Here is a 20,977-nt window from a genome sequence, read left to right on the forward strand (position 1 = left end):
CCAAAACACAAAAAGGAAATTACTTTTCAGTAGAAAGAGAATAAGGGAAATCCTCTTTATTTACTCCTCTAGACTTGTTAGGCTCAGCGCCCATTTCAAAGTTTAGAGTAGCACCTTTCATTAGTTCGTTGTGATCTACATAGTTCTTAGTAGTAGACTGACCATTTACAGTTAACTGCTGAACATATCTGTTATCATCACTATTTTTTGGAGCATTGATCACTAATTTTTTACCGTTTTCAAGGCTCACCGTTAATTTCTTAAATAATGGAGCTCCTAATACGTACTCATTTACTGCAGGACATACAGGATAGAAGCCCATTGCAGAGAATACATACCAAGCAGAAGTTTGTCCGTTATCCTCATCACCACAATAGCCATCAGGAGTAGGCATATACATTCTGTTCATAGTTTCTCTAGCCCAGTATTGTGTTTTCCAAGGTGCACCAGCATAGTTATACAAGTAGATCATATGCTGAATAGGCTGATTACCATGAGCATATTGGCCCATATCAGCAATTTGCATCTCTCTGATCTCATGGATAACTCCACCATAATAGCTATCATCAAAGATTGGAGGTAAATCAAATACTGAATCCAATTTAGCTACGAAGTTTTGCTGTCCGCCCATCAGGTCAATAAGTCCTTGAGGATCATGGAATACTGACCAGCTATAGTGCCAGCTGTTTCCTTCAGTGAAAGCATCACCCCATTTGAATGGGTTAAATGGTGATTGGAACGAACCATCTTTGTTTTTGCCTCTCATTAATCCTGTAGAAGGATCGAATAGGTTTTTATAGTTCATCGCTCTTTTCTTATAGAGCTTAATGTCTTTCTTAGATTTTCCAAGAGCCTTTGCCAATTGATAGATGGCAAAATCATCATAAGCATACTCTAATGTTCTGGCTGCACTTTCGTTGATTCCAATATCATAAGGCACATAACCCAGATCCACATACTGCTCTGCTCCTGCTCTACCCACGGCGGTCATAGGACCAGCATTGTTAGCCCCATGAAGCAATGCTTCGTAAAGTGTTTCAATATCATATCCTCTTAAGCCTTTGATGTAAGCATCAGATACCACAGAGGCAGAGTTATTACCTACCATGATATTAGCATAACCCGGGCTTGACCACTCTGGCAACCAACCACCTTCTTTGAAGTCATTAGCCAAACCAGCTTGCATTTCTTTATTGATAGAAGGGTAAACCAGGTTTAAGAATGGATAAAGTGCTCTGAAAGTATCCCAGAAACCAGTACCGGCAAACATATATCCTGGAAGGATCTCACCGTTATAAGGACTCCAGTGTACAATCTCATTTTTCTCGTTGATTTCGTAAAGCTTATTAGGGAAGAAAAGTGTTCTGTATAAGCAAGAATAGAAAGTTCTTACCTGATCGATAGTTCCACCTTCTACTTTTAATCTACCTAATTTCTCATTCCACTCATCACGAGCTTTTTTCTTAGTAGTTTCAAAATCATCGTTAGCCAGCTCTCTGCTTAAGTTAAGCTCAGCCTGCTCAAAACTGATGAATGAAGAAGCTACTTGTACGTGTATTTTTTCTTCTTTAGATGTTTTAAAGCCTACGATTGCTCCTGCATGATCCGCAGTCATCTCAGCTTTATCAGCAGCTAATTTATCTCCCTCCCAAGTGCTTACGTCATTAAACTTCTTATCGAATTTAATAACAAAGTAGTTTTTGAAGTTAGTTAGCTTGCCTCTGGCATACTTGGTAGTATAACCAATGATCTTATTTTCTTCAGGGATAACTTTTACATAAGAACCTTTATCGAAAGGATCCACAACTATGTAAGAACTATCTGATTCAGGGAATGTAATTTGAAACTGTGCAGCTCTTTCTGTTGGTGTAAGTTCTACAGTTACATCATGATCAGCAAGATATACACTGTAGTAATAAGGGGTAGCCTTTTCTGCTTTATGAGAGAACCAGCTGGCTCTATCATCTTGTTTGAATTTTTTACCTACTACAGGCATAATGGAAAACTGACCGTAGTCATTCATCCATGGTGATGGCTGGTGAGTTTGCTTAAAACCTCTGATTTTATGACTGTTATAAGTGTAAGCCCAACCATGACCCATTGGCCCTGTTTGTGGTGTCCAGAAGTTCATACCCCATGGCACTGCAATGGCAGGATAGGTATTACCGTTGGAAAGACCTGGGTCTGAATCTGTACCCATGAGTGGGTTTACATAGTCTACAGGGTCAGTCACCTGATCGACCATCTGTGCATAGCCCGACAGGCTATACAGTAAAATAATACTTAGGATGTAGGTAATTTTCATTTTGTTAAATATTCTATGAGTCTAAGGGTAACGAAGAGAAATTGTAAAAATTTCTCTTCAAACCTTAAAATTAGTTTAGTAAATCGGTTTACCAAACCATTAGTAATAAAAGTTGGCGATAATTATATAGACGGATTTTGAGCGTATTCTTTCCAAAGATCTTCTATATTCTTACCTAGCTTATCTTTCCAAATTTTATCTGTATATGTTTTTGTTCTCATAGCATGATCCAGCTGCTTAATGAAGCCCGCCTGCTTATTTCTTTCTATCCAAACGAAGAAACGAGCAGTGATTCTGTAGCTATTGTCAAAGTTTTGCTTTTCCTGATAATCAGGCATTGACCAGCCACCTTTAGGGTTATCACAACCATACATATAACGCATGTAATCGGCTATGCCCTCTGTAACCCACCATGGTCCGGCACCACCAGGATATGCCTGTACAAGGTGCATTACCTCATGTGTAACCATATCAAAGTCATAAGGATGCTGCTTTAACCAGTTTGGATTCATTCTCACTCTTCCTCCACCTGCTTCTGCCACACCGTTGTAATCAGGGTCAATGAAAAATTCTACTTCTTTTACAGCGCTGGTGTTATAGTTTCGGCATAACACAGGGTAAACGGTAAAAAAGGTTTCAATCAATGAATTCATCACATCTCCATCCACACCTTCGGCCTGATTGTTAATCGTAAGCTGATACCCTTTTCTTTTATAAACTTCTTGTGCCGATACCTGATTACTGATCATAAGCCCTGCGACTAGAGCCAAAGCAATTGTTATTCTTCTCATTCTCAAATTATTAATTAGTATGTAATTTTATCAAAGTCAGCTTTTGCCTGATATAGTTGGTCTGTCCATTCCTCTGGCCATCCAAATGCCTGTTCTGCCAAAGGTTTTAAGTCTTTGCCGGCCGCTCCACTCCAAAAGTGAATAAATTCACCCCAATTCATTCTACGGGCATATTTGGTTCCGTCTGCATTTCTTGGAAAGTGTTTGGCAAGAAGCTCGTAGAACTCATTCAGCACTTTTGAACCACCATTTTGTGAATATAAGGGATAAAACCAATCTTTGAACCACTGTGAACCAGGAGTTGGGAAATCATCAGTTTGGTTCATCATATCGTTGTATACTTGCTGAGCATATTCCGTTTTTCCTAAGCCCAGATACACATCATAAATGAAGATCTCGGCCCACTTAGAATCCTTCCAAATCTCCCATGCCGGATTGTCTTTTACGCCTTTAGCTGCTCCTTCTACAATATGACCTACTTCATGAGTAAGTACGCTGAGGCCATCACTTGGTTTTTCAAATTCCCAGGTGTAAGGTCCTACGTCCACTACATTTCTATAGTCATGACCGGCGTCCATATAAACTGCCGGATGCCCGCCAGAATATCTGTCAGTATGCAAAATGGCGTATAGGCGTGGATCATCGCCAAAATCTCCGTATACGCTCTTTACATATTCCCACATATCAGAAATATAAACCTGAGGCCAGGTGTAGGACGGGTTTACATTATCATCATAGTACAAAGCCAGGTGCTCGTCATGGAAGACATTGGTTACCAGCTGTTCATGCTCAAACCAGTGTTCTTTCCACGTGGCTGGTGGTGCCGGCAGATCAGATTTTGGATCATCATCTATTGGCGGCGGAGTTAGTCCTTTAGGTTCATCTTTAGAACAATCAAAGAAGAAGAAAGGAATTGTTATAAGTGTAAGTTTTAATAATCTCATAAAATAAAGTTTAAATAAAAAAGTCCCTGGCTAAATCCAGGGACTTCTCAAGTTTTACCTACCTAATAAAACTTGAAGAGAAACTTCAAAGTCACTTCCCGCTTCTCCATCATAATCTTTAGCATCTGTACTATAAGTACCGCTGATGCCATACATTCCTTTTATCAATGTATTAAGCCCGAAAGTCAAATTCTTTGATGAATGATACATCGCCAATACATTGAAGTTGTCATTTAAGAAACCTACTTGAGCACCCACATCTAAGATGCCATCCAGCTCCTCTACTTTTCTATAAGCTACCTTCGGTGTTATGCCTACAGAATTAGCTTCTGCATCAATCAACCCGATTTTATAACTGGCTGCTCCATAGACGGTAGGCTTACGAATTATGTTTAATGTGCTCTCATCGCTGGCGAAAGACCCTAAATGCAAACCAACAGCTTCTACCATAAGGTTATTCCATTTGTAGGTAGCTCCAAAATCAGCATCGAAATTAGTACCCTGATCGTTAAACTGAGCCACTCTAGGATCTCCCATATCACCTTGAAGTGCATCCATATCTATTTTCTGATCAATCACCCCTAAAGACAAGCCAAAGTGAACTGATTGTCCTTCAGAAATAGGTAAATGATAAGCATATGTAGCCATAATTCTGGTAGATTCGATCAACCCTTGCTCATCGCGATAAAGGTTAATCCCCAGCCCCATTTTATCAGTATATCCATAATCAGCTGTGAATGCCTGTATGGAAGATGAATTACCAATATCAGTGGCTTGCTTATGGTACAAGGCATTGAGATTTAGTCCACCTTCTATCAAACCTGCATAAGATGGATTTACCTGATACTGATTGAAAAAATAGGCTGAACCCAAAGTTTTGACCTGAGCATCTACTTCTCCAGAACCTAACCAGCATAGTGCAACTAATAGTGCTGCCAGGCCTTTTAATCTATTATATATTGTGTTCATAATGATTTCTATTAGTTGTTGATAATTGTTAAACTACCAGTAAGTGCAGGTATGCCACTTCCTAAATCAATGACATAGTAGTATACTCCTGAAGGAAGCTGAGAACCTCCAGTGGAAGTACCTCCCCAGGTATTAGCATAACCAGTTTCACTGTATACTATTCTACCAGAAGCATCATAGATTTTCAGTTCATTCTCAGGGTAAGTATTAATATTCCATACCACCCACACATCATTGTAACCATCATTATTCGGCGTAAGAATATTGTTAGGTTCAAGATTATAGTCACCGCTCATTTTAATTACAACCTCAGCTGTTTTGGTACAACCCAAAGGAGTAACAGCCTCCACAACATAAGGGTAATCCTGAACAGGCTTCACTGTAATAGTCTGATTTTCAGGGTCTGACAATAAACCAGGAGTCTCGATCCAGTTATAAGATACACCTCCATCAGCAGTAAGGTTTATAGTTTCACCTCGCTCTATCGGATTTTCAGTATCTGAAGAAGCCGTAATTACAGTAAGATCTGGAATAAGCTTAAATGTTTGCACGTAAGTATCTGATCCGCCATTGTTAGAGCCCCCATTATCTTTAATGGTAAGAGTAACGGTAGCCTCACCTAAAGTATCAGTAACTGCTATGAAGCTTAAAATAGTACTATCAGTTACTGTAGGTTCAATGATAAGCTCGTCGAACATAGCAGGTTTATCTGAAACTATGTTATAGCTTAAGGTTTGATATGCCTCATCAACACCTTTGGTGATACCTTTTACAGTAATCTGATATCTGGTATCAATGGCACATACAATATAATCTTCAATAGTATTGAAAGACGGGGCTTCATTAATACCGGTGGTAGTAGCCGAACCTACTTCAGAAGGGATCTCACTCTGACCTAAGTCATTATAAGCTACCAATCTATAATAGTAGGTAGTTGCTTTAACTAAACCTGTATCTTCATAGCTCTGCACATCTGCTGCTACTGAATCTAAAACACTATACTCTACACCATCTCTGGATCTTTCTATTTGAAATCCCGTTTCAATAGTTGACTCGTCCGTCCATGTTAATGAGATAGAACTAGCATCATTCGCTACTGCTACAACATTAGATGGCGGGAATGGTATAAAAGGATTAATTTTCGTTTTAGTCTTAATCACTTCAGAATAAATAGATGGGCTACCATTATTTATAGCCTGTATTCTGTAGTAATAGTCTTTATACGATGCAAGATCTTCATCTACGTAAGTTGTTACATCCGCAGCTGTAGTTGTTACCACCTCAAAAGAAGTTCCGTCAAGCGATCTCTCTAAAGAATAACCTGTTTCATTGTTAGCATTATCATCCCAAGCCAGAGTAATACTGTAATAAGTACTATCCGTTACATCCAGGTTAGTTGGTATTGCCGGAGCTTCCGTTGGCACTCCATATATTTCCCACTCTGCAAACTGAAAGTCACCACTACCACTATTGGCTGTAATATTCAATCTGTAATACTGATATGGCTCAGAGCTTGCACCTGAAATCAAAAATGTCTTAGTCTGACCTCTTGATTCAAACGTATAGTTCACTTTTGTATCAAGCACGTCCCAGTCACTACCGTCCGTAGATGCTTCAAATGTCCAGTCTTTAGGATCTCTATCTGCCGCATCGTTACCTGAAGTAATTGTATACTTAGTTATTTTAACAGGTATTGACGTGGTTGATTCATACTGATACCAGATAGGAAACTCCCATGGATCTTCTTCTCCATCTTGTGGAGCTCTTAGAAAAACCTTAGTGGCAGTATTATTATCAATAATTTTACCTAATCCTTGGTTAGCCAGATCTTGTTCGGCTATTCTTGCTGATGAAGTAATTTCGCCACCATTATCGGTAATGTCAGTAAATAACCCAGTGAAATTTTGAGTACTTACATTAACTGTATTACTTGTAGACTCTCCTTTAACATTCACAGCTTTCACTCTGTAGTGATAAGAAGTGTTCGGTGTTAAGTTCTCATCTACGTATTCCTTAGTATTAGGAGATAAGACAGCCAGCTCAGTAAAGTCCGTACCATTCAGTGATCTTTCCAAAACAAAATTATCTTCACTGCTCACAGGCGAAGAGCTATTGTCTGTCCAGGTTAGATATACTTCACTACCAGAAGTAGCTGTGGCGCTTAGCGCAGAAGGAGCTTCCGGCGCTGCCGCTCCTAACAGACGCCATTCCGCCAATTGAAATAAAGTAGCTCCATTATTTGAGCTAATATTTAATCTGTAAAATTTAAAAACTGTGGTATTAGCCACATTATATACCTTAGTTTCTAATCGATTATTAAATTTCTCATTGGCTTTAGTGTCTAAGGTAGTCCAGGTAGAACCATTATTCGATCCTGCTATAGTCCAGTTTTTGGGATCCCTTCCTGACGCATCATTTGCTGATGTTAATGAATATCTATCAACTACAACAGCTGACGCAAACTCATATTGAATCCACAGAGGATCACTATCAAAAAGTAGAAATTTAGTACTGATACTTCCATCCACCACTTTATCCGAAGCCTCTGCTGCATTTGAATTATCTCTCTCCACAGTGAGAGTTCCCCCAATGGTGCTGATGAAATCTTGTGCACTGACACTACCCAAAGTAAGCACCAGCAAAAGACTGCATAATATATTTATATATAGAATTTTCTTTTCCATGTTTTCATATTGAAATTAACATTGATAATTGAAGAGTAAAGCAGTAGCCTTGATGGCTACTGTTCATTTTACCATCCTGAATTTTGAATTAACAGCGGGTTACTATCAATCTCATCTTGAGGGATAGGCCATAGGTTGTGTCTTAGATTGAAAGTTCTATTTTCAAAAGCTACAACATTGTAAAATTCAGATTCAGGCGTAGCATTGATATCCATACCGTGCATATCACCATCAAAAGCTTCGGTAGCGATCAACCATCTTCTAGCATCAAAGAATCTAATGCTTTCAAAAGCAAGCTCTACTCTTCTTTCCTTGTGGATAGCTTCTCTCATTTCAGCCTGAGTACCAGGAGCTTCTAAATCTTCAGAACCATATTCCGGAATTCCAGCTCTATCTCTGATTCTATTGAGATAAATAAGAATATCAGGATTACCTGGATCGTATTCATTAAGAGCTTCGGCATAGTCTAAATAAATTTCAGCTAGCCTCATCATAGGAATGGTATAGTTCTGATTAGATCGAATATCATCATGCATCCCTTTTCTTACGATATAACCTGTGGGGCTATAATCATTTCCTCCTACCTGCTTTCCAGAATTACCTTCATACCATGTTTCAGTAATGATATTACCAGCTCCTCTGTATATCCAAAGGCTGTTATTGTAAGTGATACCTACATAGAATCGTGGTTCTCTATTCACCCATTGATTGAAAGTTTCTCTGGTTTGAAAATCATAAGGTGCTTGGAAATCTGAAAAACCCGATGTTTTATACCCTGACATAGGATCATCAATAGATCTTCCATTAGCAGTGAAATAAGCATCCACAATTTCTTGCGTGGCTCCTAATCCTCCAGCACCCCTCACATTGGCATCACCACTACCTGAATGATATGGAGTTACATCATAATAGTAATATATGGCACCTCTTGGTCGGGCGTATATAATTTCCGGATTCCAATCTTCTAACACAGCATTACGTGTTGATAGATAAGGGTCCAAATTGCCTGCCTCATCGTTTTCTCTGTATAAAGAGTAAACTGATGGTACATATTCATCCATAAATGCTTTAGCTGCATCAGCAGCAGCTTTCCATTTAGATACATCGACACTTTGGCTGATTAGCTGCTCTCCCTGGCTATTAACCATATCTGCATAATCAGTATTACCATTAAATAAAGGGCTTGCTGCAAACAGCAAAACTTTCTCTTTAATGGCTAACGCAAAAGGACGACTCATTCGACCCGCATTACTACCTGTAAAACTAGTTTCGGCAAGTTCAGCGGCCCCTTTATCCAGTTCACTTACTATATAAGCAACACAAGCATCCATGGTAGATCTTTCAATATCCAGTGCTGTAAGATCTGCATCAGGAGCAACGGGTTCATCTCCCATTAAATTAACCGGGCCCCATGTTCTGATGAGATTATAGTAGAAAAATGCTCTTAAAACTCTTGCCTCAGCTTTATACTGAGCAATAATTAAATCGGAACAATCTTCACATTGATCTACACTATTCATGAAATTGGTAGCACTTCTAATGGCTCTGTAAAAATTTGACCACAGTGTACTAATAAACTGTGTAGAGGCATTATAATCTCCAATGTTTACACTGTTACTCGCCGAAAATGACCAAACATATTCTGCTTCATCAGAGCCACCAGTCCAAGGACCTGAATGCTCAGTGGTAGTGTATCGTTGTGCATATTCGTTTGGAATAAAGGAATAAACATTAGCCAAATACTGATCAACTAAATTTCTTTTAGAGAAAGTTTCTTCGTACGTCAGTCTATCATCTGGTACCTGATCAAGAAACTCATCATTACATGAAAAGCTTACAAATACCAATAGTATTAATATATATGTTATTTTCTTCATAATTGAGGCTTCTTAAAATTGTACATTAACACCTAGAGAGAAAACTCTAACATTAGGATAAGCTCCACCATTTGAGGTTGCTAACTCAGGATCCCACAGATCGAAATCACTGAATGTAAGCAAGTTAACCCCTCTTAAGTAGAAGCGAACATTCTTAAGCTTGTACTTATCAAGTGAAGATTGGGGAAGTGTGTAGCCAATTTCAGCTGTTTTTAGACGTAAGAAATTAACGTCTCTCAGCCACCATGTACTTGCCTGAGTATTATTGGTTTGACCAACACCTGCTGTTCCATAAGATAATCGTGGATACATTGCATAAGGATCATTGTTCTCAGGCGTCCATCTATCTACGGCAACGCTATACAAGTTGCCTCTACCACCATCTCCTAAGAAAGGCATAATTCCCTGACCGCTAAGCATTATGTCTGCATCGTGCTGTCCCTGGAAGAACAAGCTCATATCAAACCCTTTATGTCCGGCACTCACACCAAAACCGTAGGTTAATGAAGGAACATCTCCACCACCTATCTCTTTCATATCATAGGCATTGATCTCTCCATCATTATTAAGGTCAGTATACTTAATATCACCAGGCATAACATTACCGAACTGAACAGCATATTGCTCTCCATCTGCCGGAGTTATATAACCATCTCCATCGGTATCATCCTCAAGGGTAAAAAGTCTTTCAGCAATTAACCCTTCTCTAGCCAAAACCCCTCTACCTCTGGTTTCTAACCATGGATAAAGTGTAGTCGGTTGGTCATTTTCAATTACCTTGTTTTTGTTATAAGAGAAAGTACCTCTTAGACCCAGTCTTGTTTCTCCTATGTTCTTATCAAAATTCAGACTACCATCAAAACCCTTATTTTCTACAATACCCAAATTACCATATGGATCTGATGTTAATCCTATGTAGTTAGGAACCGTACCTCTTCTTAAGAAAGCACCTTCTGTAGTCTCTTTAAAGGCATCTACGATTATTTTCAGGCTATGGTCCAATGTATAAATCTCAACACCAAAGTCCTGCTTTCTGGATTCTGACCAGGTCACATCCACTCCGTAGGAATCTTCTCTGATACCTCCAATACCTCTGGGACTTTCTCCGAAACTATATCCAGCAATATCATCGTTATCCGCCATAAAGCTGAGATAAGCAAATCTACCTGCTCCAGAAGCAGAACCTACTTTACCATCTGAATATCTCAGTTTTAAGAAGTTGATCACACCATCAAATGACTCGAAAAACTTCTCGTTAGAAACTACCCAGCCAACGGCAAATGAAGGGAAGAAGCCATATCTATTATCAGGGGCAAAATTTTCTGATCCGTTATAACCCGCATTTACTTCAATAAAGTAACGGTCATCATATGAATATGTCGCTCTTCCTGCAAAACCCTGGTTTCTATAGGGAATTGATCCTGTAAAATCTCCAGCAAATGCATCTACATAATCAGTTCTATTGAATAATAATAACCCACTTACGTAATGCTTTCCAAAAGTTCTATCATAGTTGAATGAAGTCTGCAGATAGAACCTTCGGTTTCCTCCATTTTCTCTCGTATAGTCCAACACATTAGTTCCAGGCAGAGTCGGCTCATCTAGTAAATTAACCGTACCATCCGGATTTCTAGGATTAGCACCATCAATAATCCAAGTGCTTTGTCTTTTTCTTCTGGTAATGAAATGAGAATTATAGGCATCAAAGGCAAACATTCCATTCCATGAAAGACCTTTAGTCCATGAGTCTAATTTTTGAGTTAATCCTAAATTAGAGTACAATTGGTTTTTAGTCTCTGTTTTATAACCTCTCAAGGCCACATCGGCATATGGATTTCTAAGATCACCATTTACACTTCTACCCGGTATGTAACCTCCAGGATACATGATGGGATATTCAACCGGTGGAACTTGCATAGCCTGAATAAAGATATTATCAGCAGATTCAGCGGGATAATTACCTTCAGAAATATAGCCCTGAATACCTAAGTCCACGGTTGTAGTCTTAGATAACTTTAGGTTTAAGTTCGTTGTAACATTATATCTTTTAAATCTTGTATCAGAATCATATGTTTCAACACCATCAGTAACAAACAAACCTGTTTCGTCATAATAACCTAAGGAAACATAATATTGAGCTTGCTCAGCACCACCAGATAAATTCACATTAGCTTTTCTATTTCTTCCTCTATCTCTAAACACCGCATCAAACCAATCTACATTAGGATATGCATATGGATCTGTGTTATTCATAGTGTTTTGAACCACTTCATCTGTATACTTAGGAGATTGCCCTCTGGTGGTTAAAGCCTCATTAGCTAAAAGCATATAGGTGACACCATCTGCCAAGTCAGGCATTTTAGTAAATTCAGTTATACCTTCGTTATAGTCTATTGTTATTTTAGGAGGGCCAACTTTACCTTCTTTGGTCTCAATTAGAATTACACCATTAGCACCACGTACACCATAAACGGCAGTAGCAGCTGCATCTTTAAGTACTGTAAATGATTCAATATCTAATGGATCTATATTGTTCATAGATCTTTCAACCCCATCTACCAATATTAAAGGAGCTACTCCGGTAGATGTAAAACTGGAGATACCTCTGATCCAAATGTCAGCACCATCATATCCTGGCTGACCTGATCTCTGAACCCCTGTAAGACCTGAAATACGTCCTGCAAGCATGGTGGAAACATTAGCCACTGGCTGCTGTATTTCTGCCACTGATACTGTAGACTGGGCACCAACTACACTTATCTTCTTCTGCTCTCCATAACCTACAACAACAATATCCTGTAGTGTGGTAACATCTGGCTTCAATGAAACATCAATTACCTTTTTACTTCCTACCTTTATCTCTTCTGTTACATAACCAACATAAGAAAATACCAGCACAGCATCTTCAGAATCAACATCAAGAGAATAACGTCCTTCTATATCTGTAATGGAACCTCTTGTAGATCCCTTTACACTTACGTTTACCCCCGGCAAACCGAAATTATCATCCGATGAAACTACCGTACCAGACACCTTAATGCTTTGGAATACTACCTCCACATCACTTTGTCCGTTGGAATAAGCGTTTTTGATCTGCTTTACATTAATAAGGTTATTAACTTGTCTGAATCGTAGATTGGTAACTTTGGATATTTCGATTAAAACTTCCTTTACAGAGTTTTTACCTACCATATCAAGTCTTACATCACGATCAATAAAATTCCTGTCATAGAGAAAGTTAAACTGGGTAGACTTCTCTACCTTTTTAAATATCTCCAGAACTGAGGCATTGTGGGCATCCATCTCAACGTACACATCCTGTACGCTTTGGTTCTGTGCGTTCCCATCGTTAGCAAGGAGTATGCTAACACAAAGTAGCTGGGCAAAAACACCGTATAGTAGTAACTTCGAGCTCATTAATATTAAGAACTGTAGCTTTTTTTTCATATTTTTGTTGTGTTATGTAGTTAACAATCATTTGATTATCAATCAGATATGTGAATCGCCAAATTCTAAAGTGCTGATTGATAAGAGATTTGATGACCGGGAGTTACGCCAATAGCTTCCGGTTTTGTTTTTGATAGAAGTTCAGGTCATAGTCAATTCAGGTTTAGTTCAACATTTTTTCCGTCAATTTTATAGGTTAAATCATAGGTGAAGTCTAAGCCATTTAGCACTTCTTCTAATGATTCGTTTTTAAATTTTGCATCTACTCGCCATGGCACTTTGGGTTTGCCATTTATCTTGATAGTAACGCCGTACCATCTTTCTAGACGCTCTTTCACGTCATCCAGGCTACTGTTTTTAAACATGAGTATACCGTCTTTCCAGCCAAACTCTTCCAGCGGATTAATCTTCACCAGCTCTAACTCGCCACTGCTTTTAGGAATTACGAATCCCTCTCCTGGCTCCAGAAAATCCTTGGTATGATTACTCATATTCTTCACCAGCACCTTTCCGTTTTTTAAGGCTACACGAAGATCTTTTTCATCCTTAAAGTCTCTCACATTGAAGGCGGTACCTAAGGCAACAGTCATTATATTTTCGCTAATGACTTTAAATGGCTTTGATGGGTTGTGTTTTACTTCGAAGTAGGCTTCTCCAGTGAGGGTTACAGTTCTGGTTTCTTTGCCGTAATCAGTACTATAGGTTATTTTACTTTCGGCATTCAGACTTACGCGGGTTCCGTCTGGCAAGAACACGGTAGATTTTCTACCTTGAGGGTTCTCCTTTACTACCTCTACAAGATTAGATTTTTGAACCGGAAGTGGTTCATTGACGTTGCTCCACCAGTAAATGGATAGAGCGGTACCTAGTAGCAGAACAGCAGCAGCTGCTCTATACCATACTTTTGAAGATTTCTTAGGTCTGGAAGATCTCATCATAGGTGTAACCATGGTGGTCTCAGCTATTATCTCAGATAAAATTTGATCTTTTTCGGCAGCACTTACATTGAGGTTTCTGTATCGGGTAGATCTGATGAATTCTTTAGCAGCATTAACCGCCTCTATCCTATCCGGATTGTTTTTCATCCACTTTTCCCAAAACAGCGCCCTTTCATAAGAGGGCTCCAGCACCCATTTCCGGAAGTCTTCGTTAGTTAATAAATCTATAATATCGTTATTGTCTTCTGTCATTTCAAGAGTCTTTCAACCCTATAAGTATGAAATGCTGAAAAAGACCTCAATAAAAATCGATTATTTTTAATCTTTTTTATAATTCGCAATTTTCATTGGTCATTTTAAAGAATCACCAAAAAACAGCGCACTTTTAAACTAAAAATTAAGAGAATGTTAACAGCTGGCAAGAAAGTCAGCCAAGGGGAATGATAGGAATACAAAGAAACCTTTAAGTTTTGTTAAGGCCTTGTACAGTAGGCTTCTAACAGATTTTACATGATCATAATCCATCAGCTCTCTGATAGACTCATAGCTCATATTTTGAAAGTAGAAATAATAAATCATCTCTCTTTCTTTGATTGATAACTTCTGAATAGCTCTATTCAGCTTTTCTTCTTTTATTTCTCTGGTTTGAAGGTTAATGATGTTATCTTCAGTAGAGAGTACCGGAACAAAGCTATCATTCCCTAAATCATCATAGGATTTTATTACATGCTGCTTTTTCAGATAAGAAATGAGCCTATTCCTACAAGCCTTCAATAAATACAGCTTGATATTATCGGTGGGTGAAAGGGTGCTTCTTTTGTTTCTTATAAAAATGAAGAGGTCTTGAACACAATCTTTGATCAGGTCTTCGTCCTGGGTAAACTGGAAGCAGTAGTTCACCAATACATCGAAATACTTTTCGTAAATTTTGATAAAAGCAGCCTCATCACCAGCTTTAAAGGCATTCCAAACTTCGCCTTCAGAGCTATGGACCATAAACTTCTCACCCGAACTTTGCTCCTTAGTCCGATCGTAGTTTTTTACGTCGTATTTTCTGCTAATATTCATACTTAGTTAAAGCCTTAGGTTGCGAAATATCTGGTCTTTGGAGGACTGATATCTTGATTGTGAAATGGAAATTATCCGCGGATAATCTCTTTGTTAAGATTCAATATGTAAAAAGAAGAATTCGAAATCAAATAGTACATGACCTTTTTATATCGAAAATATCTAAATTCAATTTGAAACTTTAAATAGTTACATTTTAGGCTTTTAAGAAAGCTAAACCGATTAATCAAGCGGCACCTTAAATTGCTTTTGACTATATGAAAATCATAACTCGGAAGACCACACCTGCCATTCAGGATGCTTCACTATCTGAGCTGAAGACTCAATCATGAGTTCACCACCCTTCATTAGCTCCTCATGAGTGAGCCAGTTTCGCTGTAGCTTTTTACCGTTAAGGGTGAGATTTTTGATATAGACATTTTTGTCTGAAAAATTACTTACCTGAATGGTGAGCGGATGCTTAGAACTCTCGTTTAGCACCACCTTTTTAAACAGAGGAACATGAATATAATAGATCGGTTCACCCACCGCTGCGGGTGTAAGTCCTATTCCTGCCAAAACAAACCAGCCAGAGAGCGCACCGGCGTCATCATCCATGGTGGATAAGAAGGCTTTGGGTCTATTGTTGTAGATTCTACCGACAAAAGGATCTATGCCTTTGCTGTTGTTATTAAAGTAAAACTGGTTTACTGTATCGATAGCTATCTGATGGATGAGTTTCTGGCTCATCCAGGGTTGTGAAGTGGCCTGATACATCCAAGGTACCTGAATATCAGGCTCATTGGCATGGTTATAATAATCGCCTTTGAAAAATTGATCTAACTGACTGATAAATTCAGCTTCTCCACCAGTGAGCTCTATGAGGCCTTTCACATCATAGGGCACCAACCAGCGGTACTGGCACACTGTACCCTGATACATGCCTCGGGCTCCCATTCTGTCAATATCATTCTTGCTGAGGTCTTGAAAATCCTTTTTCCAATGGCCTTTGTACGCTGCTGCTTTTTGCTTGTATTTGGTAGCAGCCTGCTCCTGCCCCAGCTCCTGGTATATTTCTGCCAGGGCCCAATCGTCATAACATGATTCGAGGGCCTTATCAGGGCTTTTAAAATCCAGTTTATTGTTTTCACTTACCAGCGAATCTAAAATAGAGGCAAAATCCACTTTATAACCTTTTCTATAAGCGTCTAGCAATACCACTACGGCATGCTCAGTACGCACAGTATGTGAGGGTTCATTAGGAGTGGAAAAATCATCCTTTCCATGGTTATACATCTGCTCTATCGACCAAACCATGTCACCATATTCTTTGGCGTAAGCCATTGATAATAAGGGAAGTTGCGTTTTATAATTATCCCAAATGGCCCAGCCATTATAAAAGGTATTCTTTTTAGATTTTTGCAGTGATCCATCAATGGCTCTGTAGCTATGATCCTCCTCTGATATCTCAAAAGGCGACTGTAATGTGCGATAAAGCAAGGAATAGAAAAGATCTGCTCTCTCTTTATCACCTTCTACTTTTACCTGACTCAACTTCTGATTCCAAGCCTGCTCAGTGGCTGCTTTTAATTGAGAAAATGAATCTGAAGTGATAGATTTTTTAGCATGTTCCACATCTACTGATGAAAAGGCAATCCTGATGTCAACCTTTTTCTGATCTGTATCCAGGAGGGCTAAAACCTGGTGCTCTCCAGACTTCTCAAACTTTACATTTTCGCTAAATTCCATAGCGTAGTATATCTTGTAAATACCTCTGCTACAGGTGGTTCCTGCTCTTACAAAGCCAGTAATGGTATTGCCTGATATCTTATGTTGCTCTTCTACAAATCTGCCTACAAAAGCGTAGCCCAAATCAATGTAAAAGCCATTGTCGCCCTCACTGAACTCATATTGATGTACTCCCTGCTTTTTATTCACCGTAAACTGCGCCTGAATGCCGTTATCAAATTTCACCCCATAAAAACCCGGGCTGCCCAACTGACTTGTTTTAATCAGCTCGGCATCCTGCTCATTATTGGTAAAGGGCTTGATAAGAATATTTCCACCATCTCCCTGACAGCCAACGCCTTCCATTCTATTATGCGTAAAACCAAGGTATTGCTTAGCATAGTATTCATAGCCAGGATGTGTTGCAGGATAGGTTTGTGGGCCAATGCTCAACATGCTAAATGGATAGCTGGCCGCAGGTGACATCTGACCATGATCGCCCGATGTACCCAAAAAGACATTTACCTGATCTGACTGAGCAAAAACTGAGAATTGCGTAAAAACAATAAATAAGGATAGAATAAAAATGCGAAAATGATTGATCTTGATCATTCAGGTAAGTATTGAAATTATTTAGTTATGATATTGATATTGGCTCCGTTTTCAAAGAGATGGTAAGGCACGAAATAGCCTTTCTGCGTTTTTCCATCCACTTTAATCTTCTTAAGCTCACGGCTAGGACCTTCTTTCTTAATAGACAGTGTTTTGCCTTCTTTTGTGTGCCAAACTACTTCATCAAACAATGGTACGGAAACAATGTACTCATTATCTACTGATGAAAAAGGATATAAACCTAAGGCACTGAAAACATACCAGGCGCTCATCTCCCCAGCATCATCCATGCCTGACAGTGCGAGGCCATACTCTCCTACTCCATAGAAATTATTCAAAATATTATCCAGCACTTGCTGCGATTTCTCCGGTTTATCGGCAAAGTAGTAAGCAAAGGGGGCCTCATGGTCGGGCTGATTGCCGTGGCAGTACTGACCAATAAAGCTGCTGACGTTTCTTGCAATATGGTTAGGATTCCAGGGCAATGTAAAGAGTGAATCCAATTTCTCTTCAAAGGCCTTTTTCCCTCCATAAAGGTCTACCAACCCAGGCATATCATGCGTAACGAAGAAAGACACCTGCCAGGCATTGGCCTCTCTGTACATGTATTCATAATATGGATATTGCGGATCAAAATTCTTCACCCAGCTACCATCTTCCAGCTTCCCTTTCATAAATCGGGTAGCAGAGTCAAATACATTCTTATAATTCTGAGCTCGTTTGGAGTAGACTTCAAAGTTCTTCTGATCATCTAAGTGCTTAGCTAATAATGAGATAGCATAATCATCGTACGCGTATTCCAGGGTTTTAGAAACACCTGCTTTGGCCTTTGTTTCCACGTGCGGATGCTCCCTTTCGGGTGTGGATATGTAGCCTTTCTCAATGTATTCTGTAATGTGCGGCCTTGTACCACCTTCTTTAGTGGCATTGTTGAGCAACAATTCATAGGCCTTTTTAATGTCAAAATCATTCACACCTCTTAAATATGAGCCGATGATAAAGGGAGCCGCATGATCCCCATGAAAGAAAGTAGGAATGAAACCAGTAATCTCGCCCTGATCTATCAATGATTTAATCACGTCATTCGTTACTTCTGGAGAAACCATGCTCAGCAGCACTAGCTTGTTTCTAAAAGTATCCCACAAAGATGGGTTGGTGTAGTAATTAAAGTCTTCTGTTCTGGTGTTTCCAGACCTGTCAATAAACTGGCCGTTGATATCACTTCTTAATGCAGGCCATAAGAATGAGCGATAAAACGAGGAATAGAATATATTCCTTTGTTTATCAGTACCACCCTTAACTTCTATTGTCGATAACAGGTCATTCCAGGTTTGTTGACCTTTAGTATGAATCTGATCGAAAGTCTGGCTTCCAATTTCTTGTTTTAGGTTTTCCTTTGCATTCTCTATGCTTACGAAAGAAAGGGCAATTTTTAAAGTTACTTCTTTAGCTCCACCATCTGCTACCGTTAGGGTGGCATAACCGTCTCTTTTGCCCTCATCTTGGGTACTTAAATCCGTAATGTCATGACTGAGTTCGGCATAGAAGTAGATTTTCTCACCACCTGTTCTTTGAAATCCGGCGAGCGTTTTTGAGTCTTTTTTCTCTATTTTCCAGTCTGAAACGCCATGATTGGCCCTTCCCAGATCAAATAGAATTCTGCGGTTATTGGCATTTTCATAAGTATAAGCATGATAGCCGCAACGCAAAGTAGAGGTAAGTCGAGCTTTTACATGATAGTCTTTCAGGTCTACTTCGTAATAAGCTGGAGAGGCCTTTTCCTGATCATGACTGTAGTGTGACTTAAAAGGATGGCTCGCATCTGAGGAAATGGGCATAATAGGAATATGACATAGATTCCAGTGGCCTTTATTAGTATGCGTGAAGCCGATTATTTCATCATCTTCATACTCATAACCGGCTCCTGAGCCATATTGAGTAATCGGACTGAGCTGCACCATGGCATTAGGCAATGATGAGCCTGGAAAAGTTAAGCCCGCCCACACTCTCCAATCGCGGGGCGGAGTATAACCAATAAAATCAGGATCAGTTAATGGCGCTGTTCCTACAAAGGGATTAACATATTGGGTGTAATCCTTCTTTTGTGAATAACAGTATTTCAAAGAGATAGCGCATAAAACGCATATCAGCAATATATTTTTCTTCATCACTAACTGATCCTTTTCTAATTATGATAACAATTCAGGGTTTTCCTCGAATGTTTTATACAAGAACTCACCAAAAAGCGTGTTCGCCCAGGCAAACCATGATCTTGAGAAGTTCTTAGGATCATCTTTATGGAAAGATTCGTGCATAAATCCAGTGCCACCATGAGTAGCCTGCAAAGTTTTGATACACCATTTTATCTCATCTTTGCTAGTGCTGGTAAGACCTTTCATGGTGATACTCATAGGCCAGATCATATCATGCCCTACGTGTGGTCCACCGATACCTTCTGCAGCTTTACCTTTAAAGAAGAATGGGTTATCCAATGACCAGATGTACTTTCTGGTGTTCTGATAAATAGGATCATTAACGTCCACCGCATCCAGATAAGGAAGTGATAATAAGCTAGGTACGTTGGCATCATCCATCAGATTATAGCTACCGAAGCCATTTACCTCGAAGGCATAGATTCTACCATATTTAGGATGATCTACTACTGCATATTCTTTTAATGCCTTATCTACTTCATCAGCTAATGCTGTCAGTTGCTTGGCCGTAGCGGCATCATTGGCAATTTCAGTCATCATAGTAGCTGCTTGTCTCAAACTTACTACCGCGAAGAAGTTAGAAGGAATAAGGAATGGATAAACTGTAGCATCATCACTAGGACGGAACATAGAGCAGATAAGACCTACAGGATTTACAGGATAACCATAACCTTTCATAGTTAAAGTATCTGTAGCATGAGGTGTTTCTCTCATGAACGAGTATGGACCTAAATTCTCTTTTCTCTGCTGCTCTTTAAAGGTTTTTAAAATGGCCTTTATCGCTTTTTGCCAGTCTGCATCGAATGGTTTTGTATCACCAGAAGCTTTCCAGTAGTTATATGCCAAACGAATTGGATAGCATAAAGAATCAATCTCGTACTTTCTTTCGTGCACACCAGGCTTCATGTCCGTTAAGTCAGTAGCCCACTCTCCTCTTTTGTTAGGATCATCATAGAAAGCATTCGCATAAGGATCTTTCAGAATATAGCTGGTCTGGCGGTTAATTACCCCTGCGATAAGATTTTGAAGCTCTTTGTCTTCATCTATAAACTTCAGGTATGGCCAAACCTGCGCCACACTGTCTCTGAGCCACATGGCATCAATGTCACCAGTGATTACATAGGTATCTGGTTTACCGCCGTTATTAGAATAGGTAACGGTGGTGTCAATAGTGTTAGGAAAGCAGTTATTGAATAACCAGGCTAACTCTTCATTTTTTACACCTTTTTGAAATTTCTTAATGGCTTTTTCAATAGCCTTGCTTTTAAAATTTCTCTTGCCTTCCGCTACTCTTACCACAGGAAATGCATCTGCGGCGTATAGTGAATACGGATTTACGAGAGCTGCTGCAGCTCCTACGGCTGCTGAACTTTGCATAAATTTTCTTCTGTCCATGAGTTCTAATATGTAAGGAGTTTAGTA

Annotated in this window: 12 protein-coding genes; all 12 read right to left on the reverse strand. The window is 39.3% G+C overall.

The annotated features are described in order from the left end of the window. Positions 1-19: 19 nt before the first annotated feature. The 12 genes from LVD16_RS19260 to LVD16_RS19315 all read right to left on the reverse strand — a co-directional run bounded on the left by LVD16_RS19260 (position 20) and on the right by LVD16_RS19315 (position 20,950). Complete coding sequence (locus LVD16_RS19260; RefSeq protein ID WP_233769918.1) at positions 20-2,305, reverse strand: GH92 family glycosyl hydrolase; 2,286 nt, start codon at positions 2,303-2,305, stop codon at positions 20-22. A 122-nt stretch (positions 2,306-2,427) separates the two neighbouring features. Then, positions 2,428-3,096 (reverse strand): basic secretory protein-like protein, encoded by a 669-nt coding sequence (locus LVD16_RS19265; RefSeq protein ID WP_233769919.1) that lies wholly within the window; start codon positions 3,094-3,096, stop codon positions 2,428-2,430. Between the two features lie 14 nt (positions 3,097-3,110). Beyond that, positions 3,111-4,040, reverse strand: coding sequence for a hypothetical protein (locus LVD16_RS19270; protein ID WP_233769920.1), 930 nt, complete (start codon positions 4,038-4,040; stop codon positions 3,111-3,113). 54 nt (positions 4,041-4,094) lie between these two features. Next, positions 4,095-5,009, reverse strand: a complete 915-nt coding sequence (locus LVD16_RS19275) for a PorP/SprF family type IX secretion system membrane protein (protein ID WP_233769921.1) — start codon at positions 5,007-5,009, stop codon at positions 4,095-4,097. An 11-nt stretch (positions 5,010-5,020) separates the two neighbouring features. Then, entirely contained in the window at positions 5,021-7,693 is a 2,673-nt protein-coding gene (locus LVD16_RS19280) for a T9SS type B sorting domain-containing protein (protein WP_233769922.1), read from the reverse strand. A gap of 68 nt (positions 7,694-7,761) precedes the next feature. After that, the gene (locus LVD16_RS19285) at positions 7,762-9,570 is read right to left on the reverse strand and encodes a RagB/SusD family nutrient uptake outer membrane protein (protein WP_233769923.1); all 1,809 of its coding nucleotides are present in this window, start codon (positions 9,568-9,570) and stop codon (positions 7,762-7,764) included. Positions 9,571-9,582: 12 nt separating this feature from the next. Then, positions 9,583-13,017 carry a SusC/RagA family TonB-linked outer membrane protein gene (locus LVD16_RS19290; protein ID WP_233769924.1) on the reverse strand — a complete coding sequence of 1,145 codons (3,435 nt, stop codon included), beginning with the start codon at positions 13,015-13,017 and terminating at the stop codon, positions 9,583-9,585. 152 nt (positions 13,018-13,169) lie between these two features. After that, entirely contained in the window at positions 13,170-14,207 is a 1,038-nt protein-coding gene (locus tag LVD16_RS19295) for a FecR family protein (RefSeq protein ID WP_233769925.1), read from the reverse strand. Between the two features lie 156 nt (positions 14,208-14,363). Then, complete coding sequence (locus tag LVD16_RS19300; RefSeq protein WP_233769926.1) at positions 14,364-15,023, reverse strand: RNA polymerase sigma factor; 660 nt, start codon at positions 15,021-15,023, stop codon at positions 14,364-14,366. A 264-nt stretch (positions 15,024-15,287) separates the two neighbouring features. After that, positions 15,288-17,342, reverse strand: a complete 2,055-nt coding sequence (locus LVD16_RS19305; RefSeq protein WP_233769927.1) for a glycoside hydrolase domain-containing protein — start codon at positions 17,340-17,342, stop codon at positions 15,288-15,290. 17 nt (positions 17,343-17,359) lie between these two features. Continuing rightward, complete coding sequence (locus tag LVD16_RS19310; protein ID WP_255697682.1) at positions 17,360-19,510, reverse strand: GH92 family glycosyl hydrolase; 2,151 nt, start codon at positions 19,508-19,510, stop codon at positions 17,360-17,362. A gap of 21 nt (positions 19,511-19,531) precedes the next feature. Then, on the reverse strand, positions 19,532-20,950 hold the full coding sequence (locus LVD16_RS19315; protein WP_233769929.1) for a glycoside hydrolase family 125 protein: 1,419 nt from the start codon (positions 20,948-20,950) through the stop codon (positions 19,532-19,534). Positions 20,951-20,977 lie beyond the last annotated feature (27 nt).

This window comes from Fulvivirga ligni (assembly GCF_021389935.1).
Taxonomy (GTDB): domain Bacteria; phylum Bacteroidota; class Bacteroidia; order Cytophagales; family Cyclobacteriaceae; genus Fulvivirga; species Fulvivirga ligni.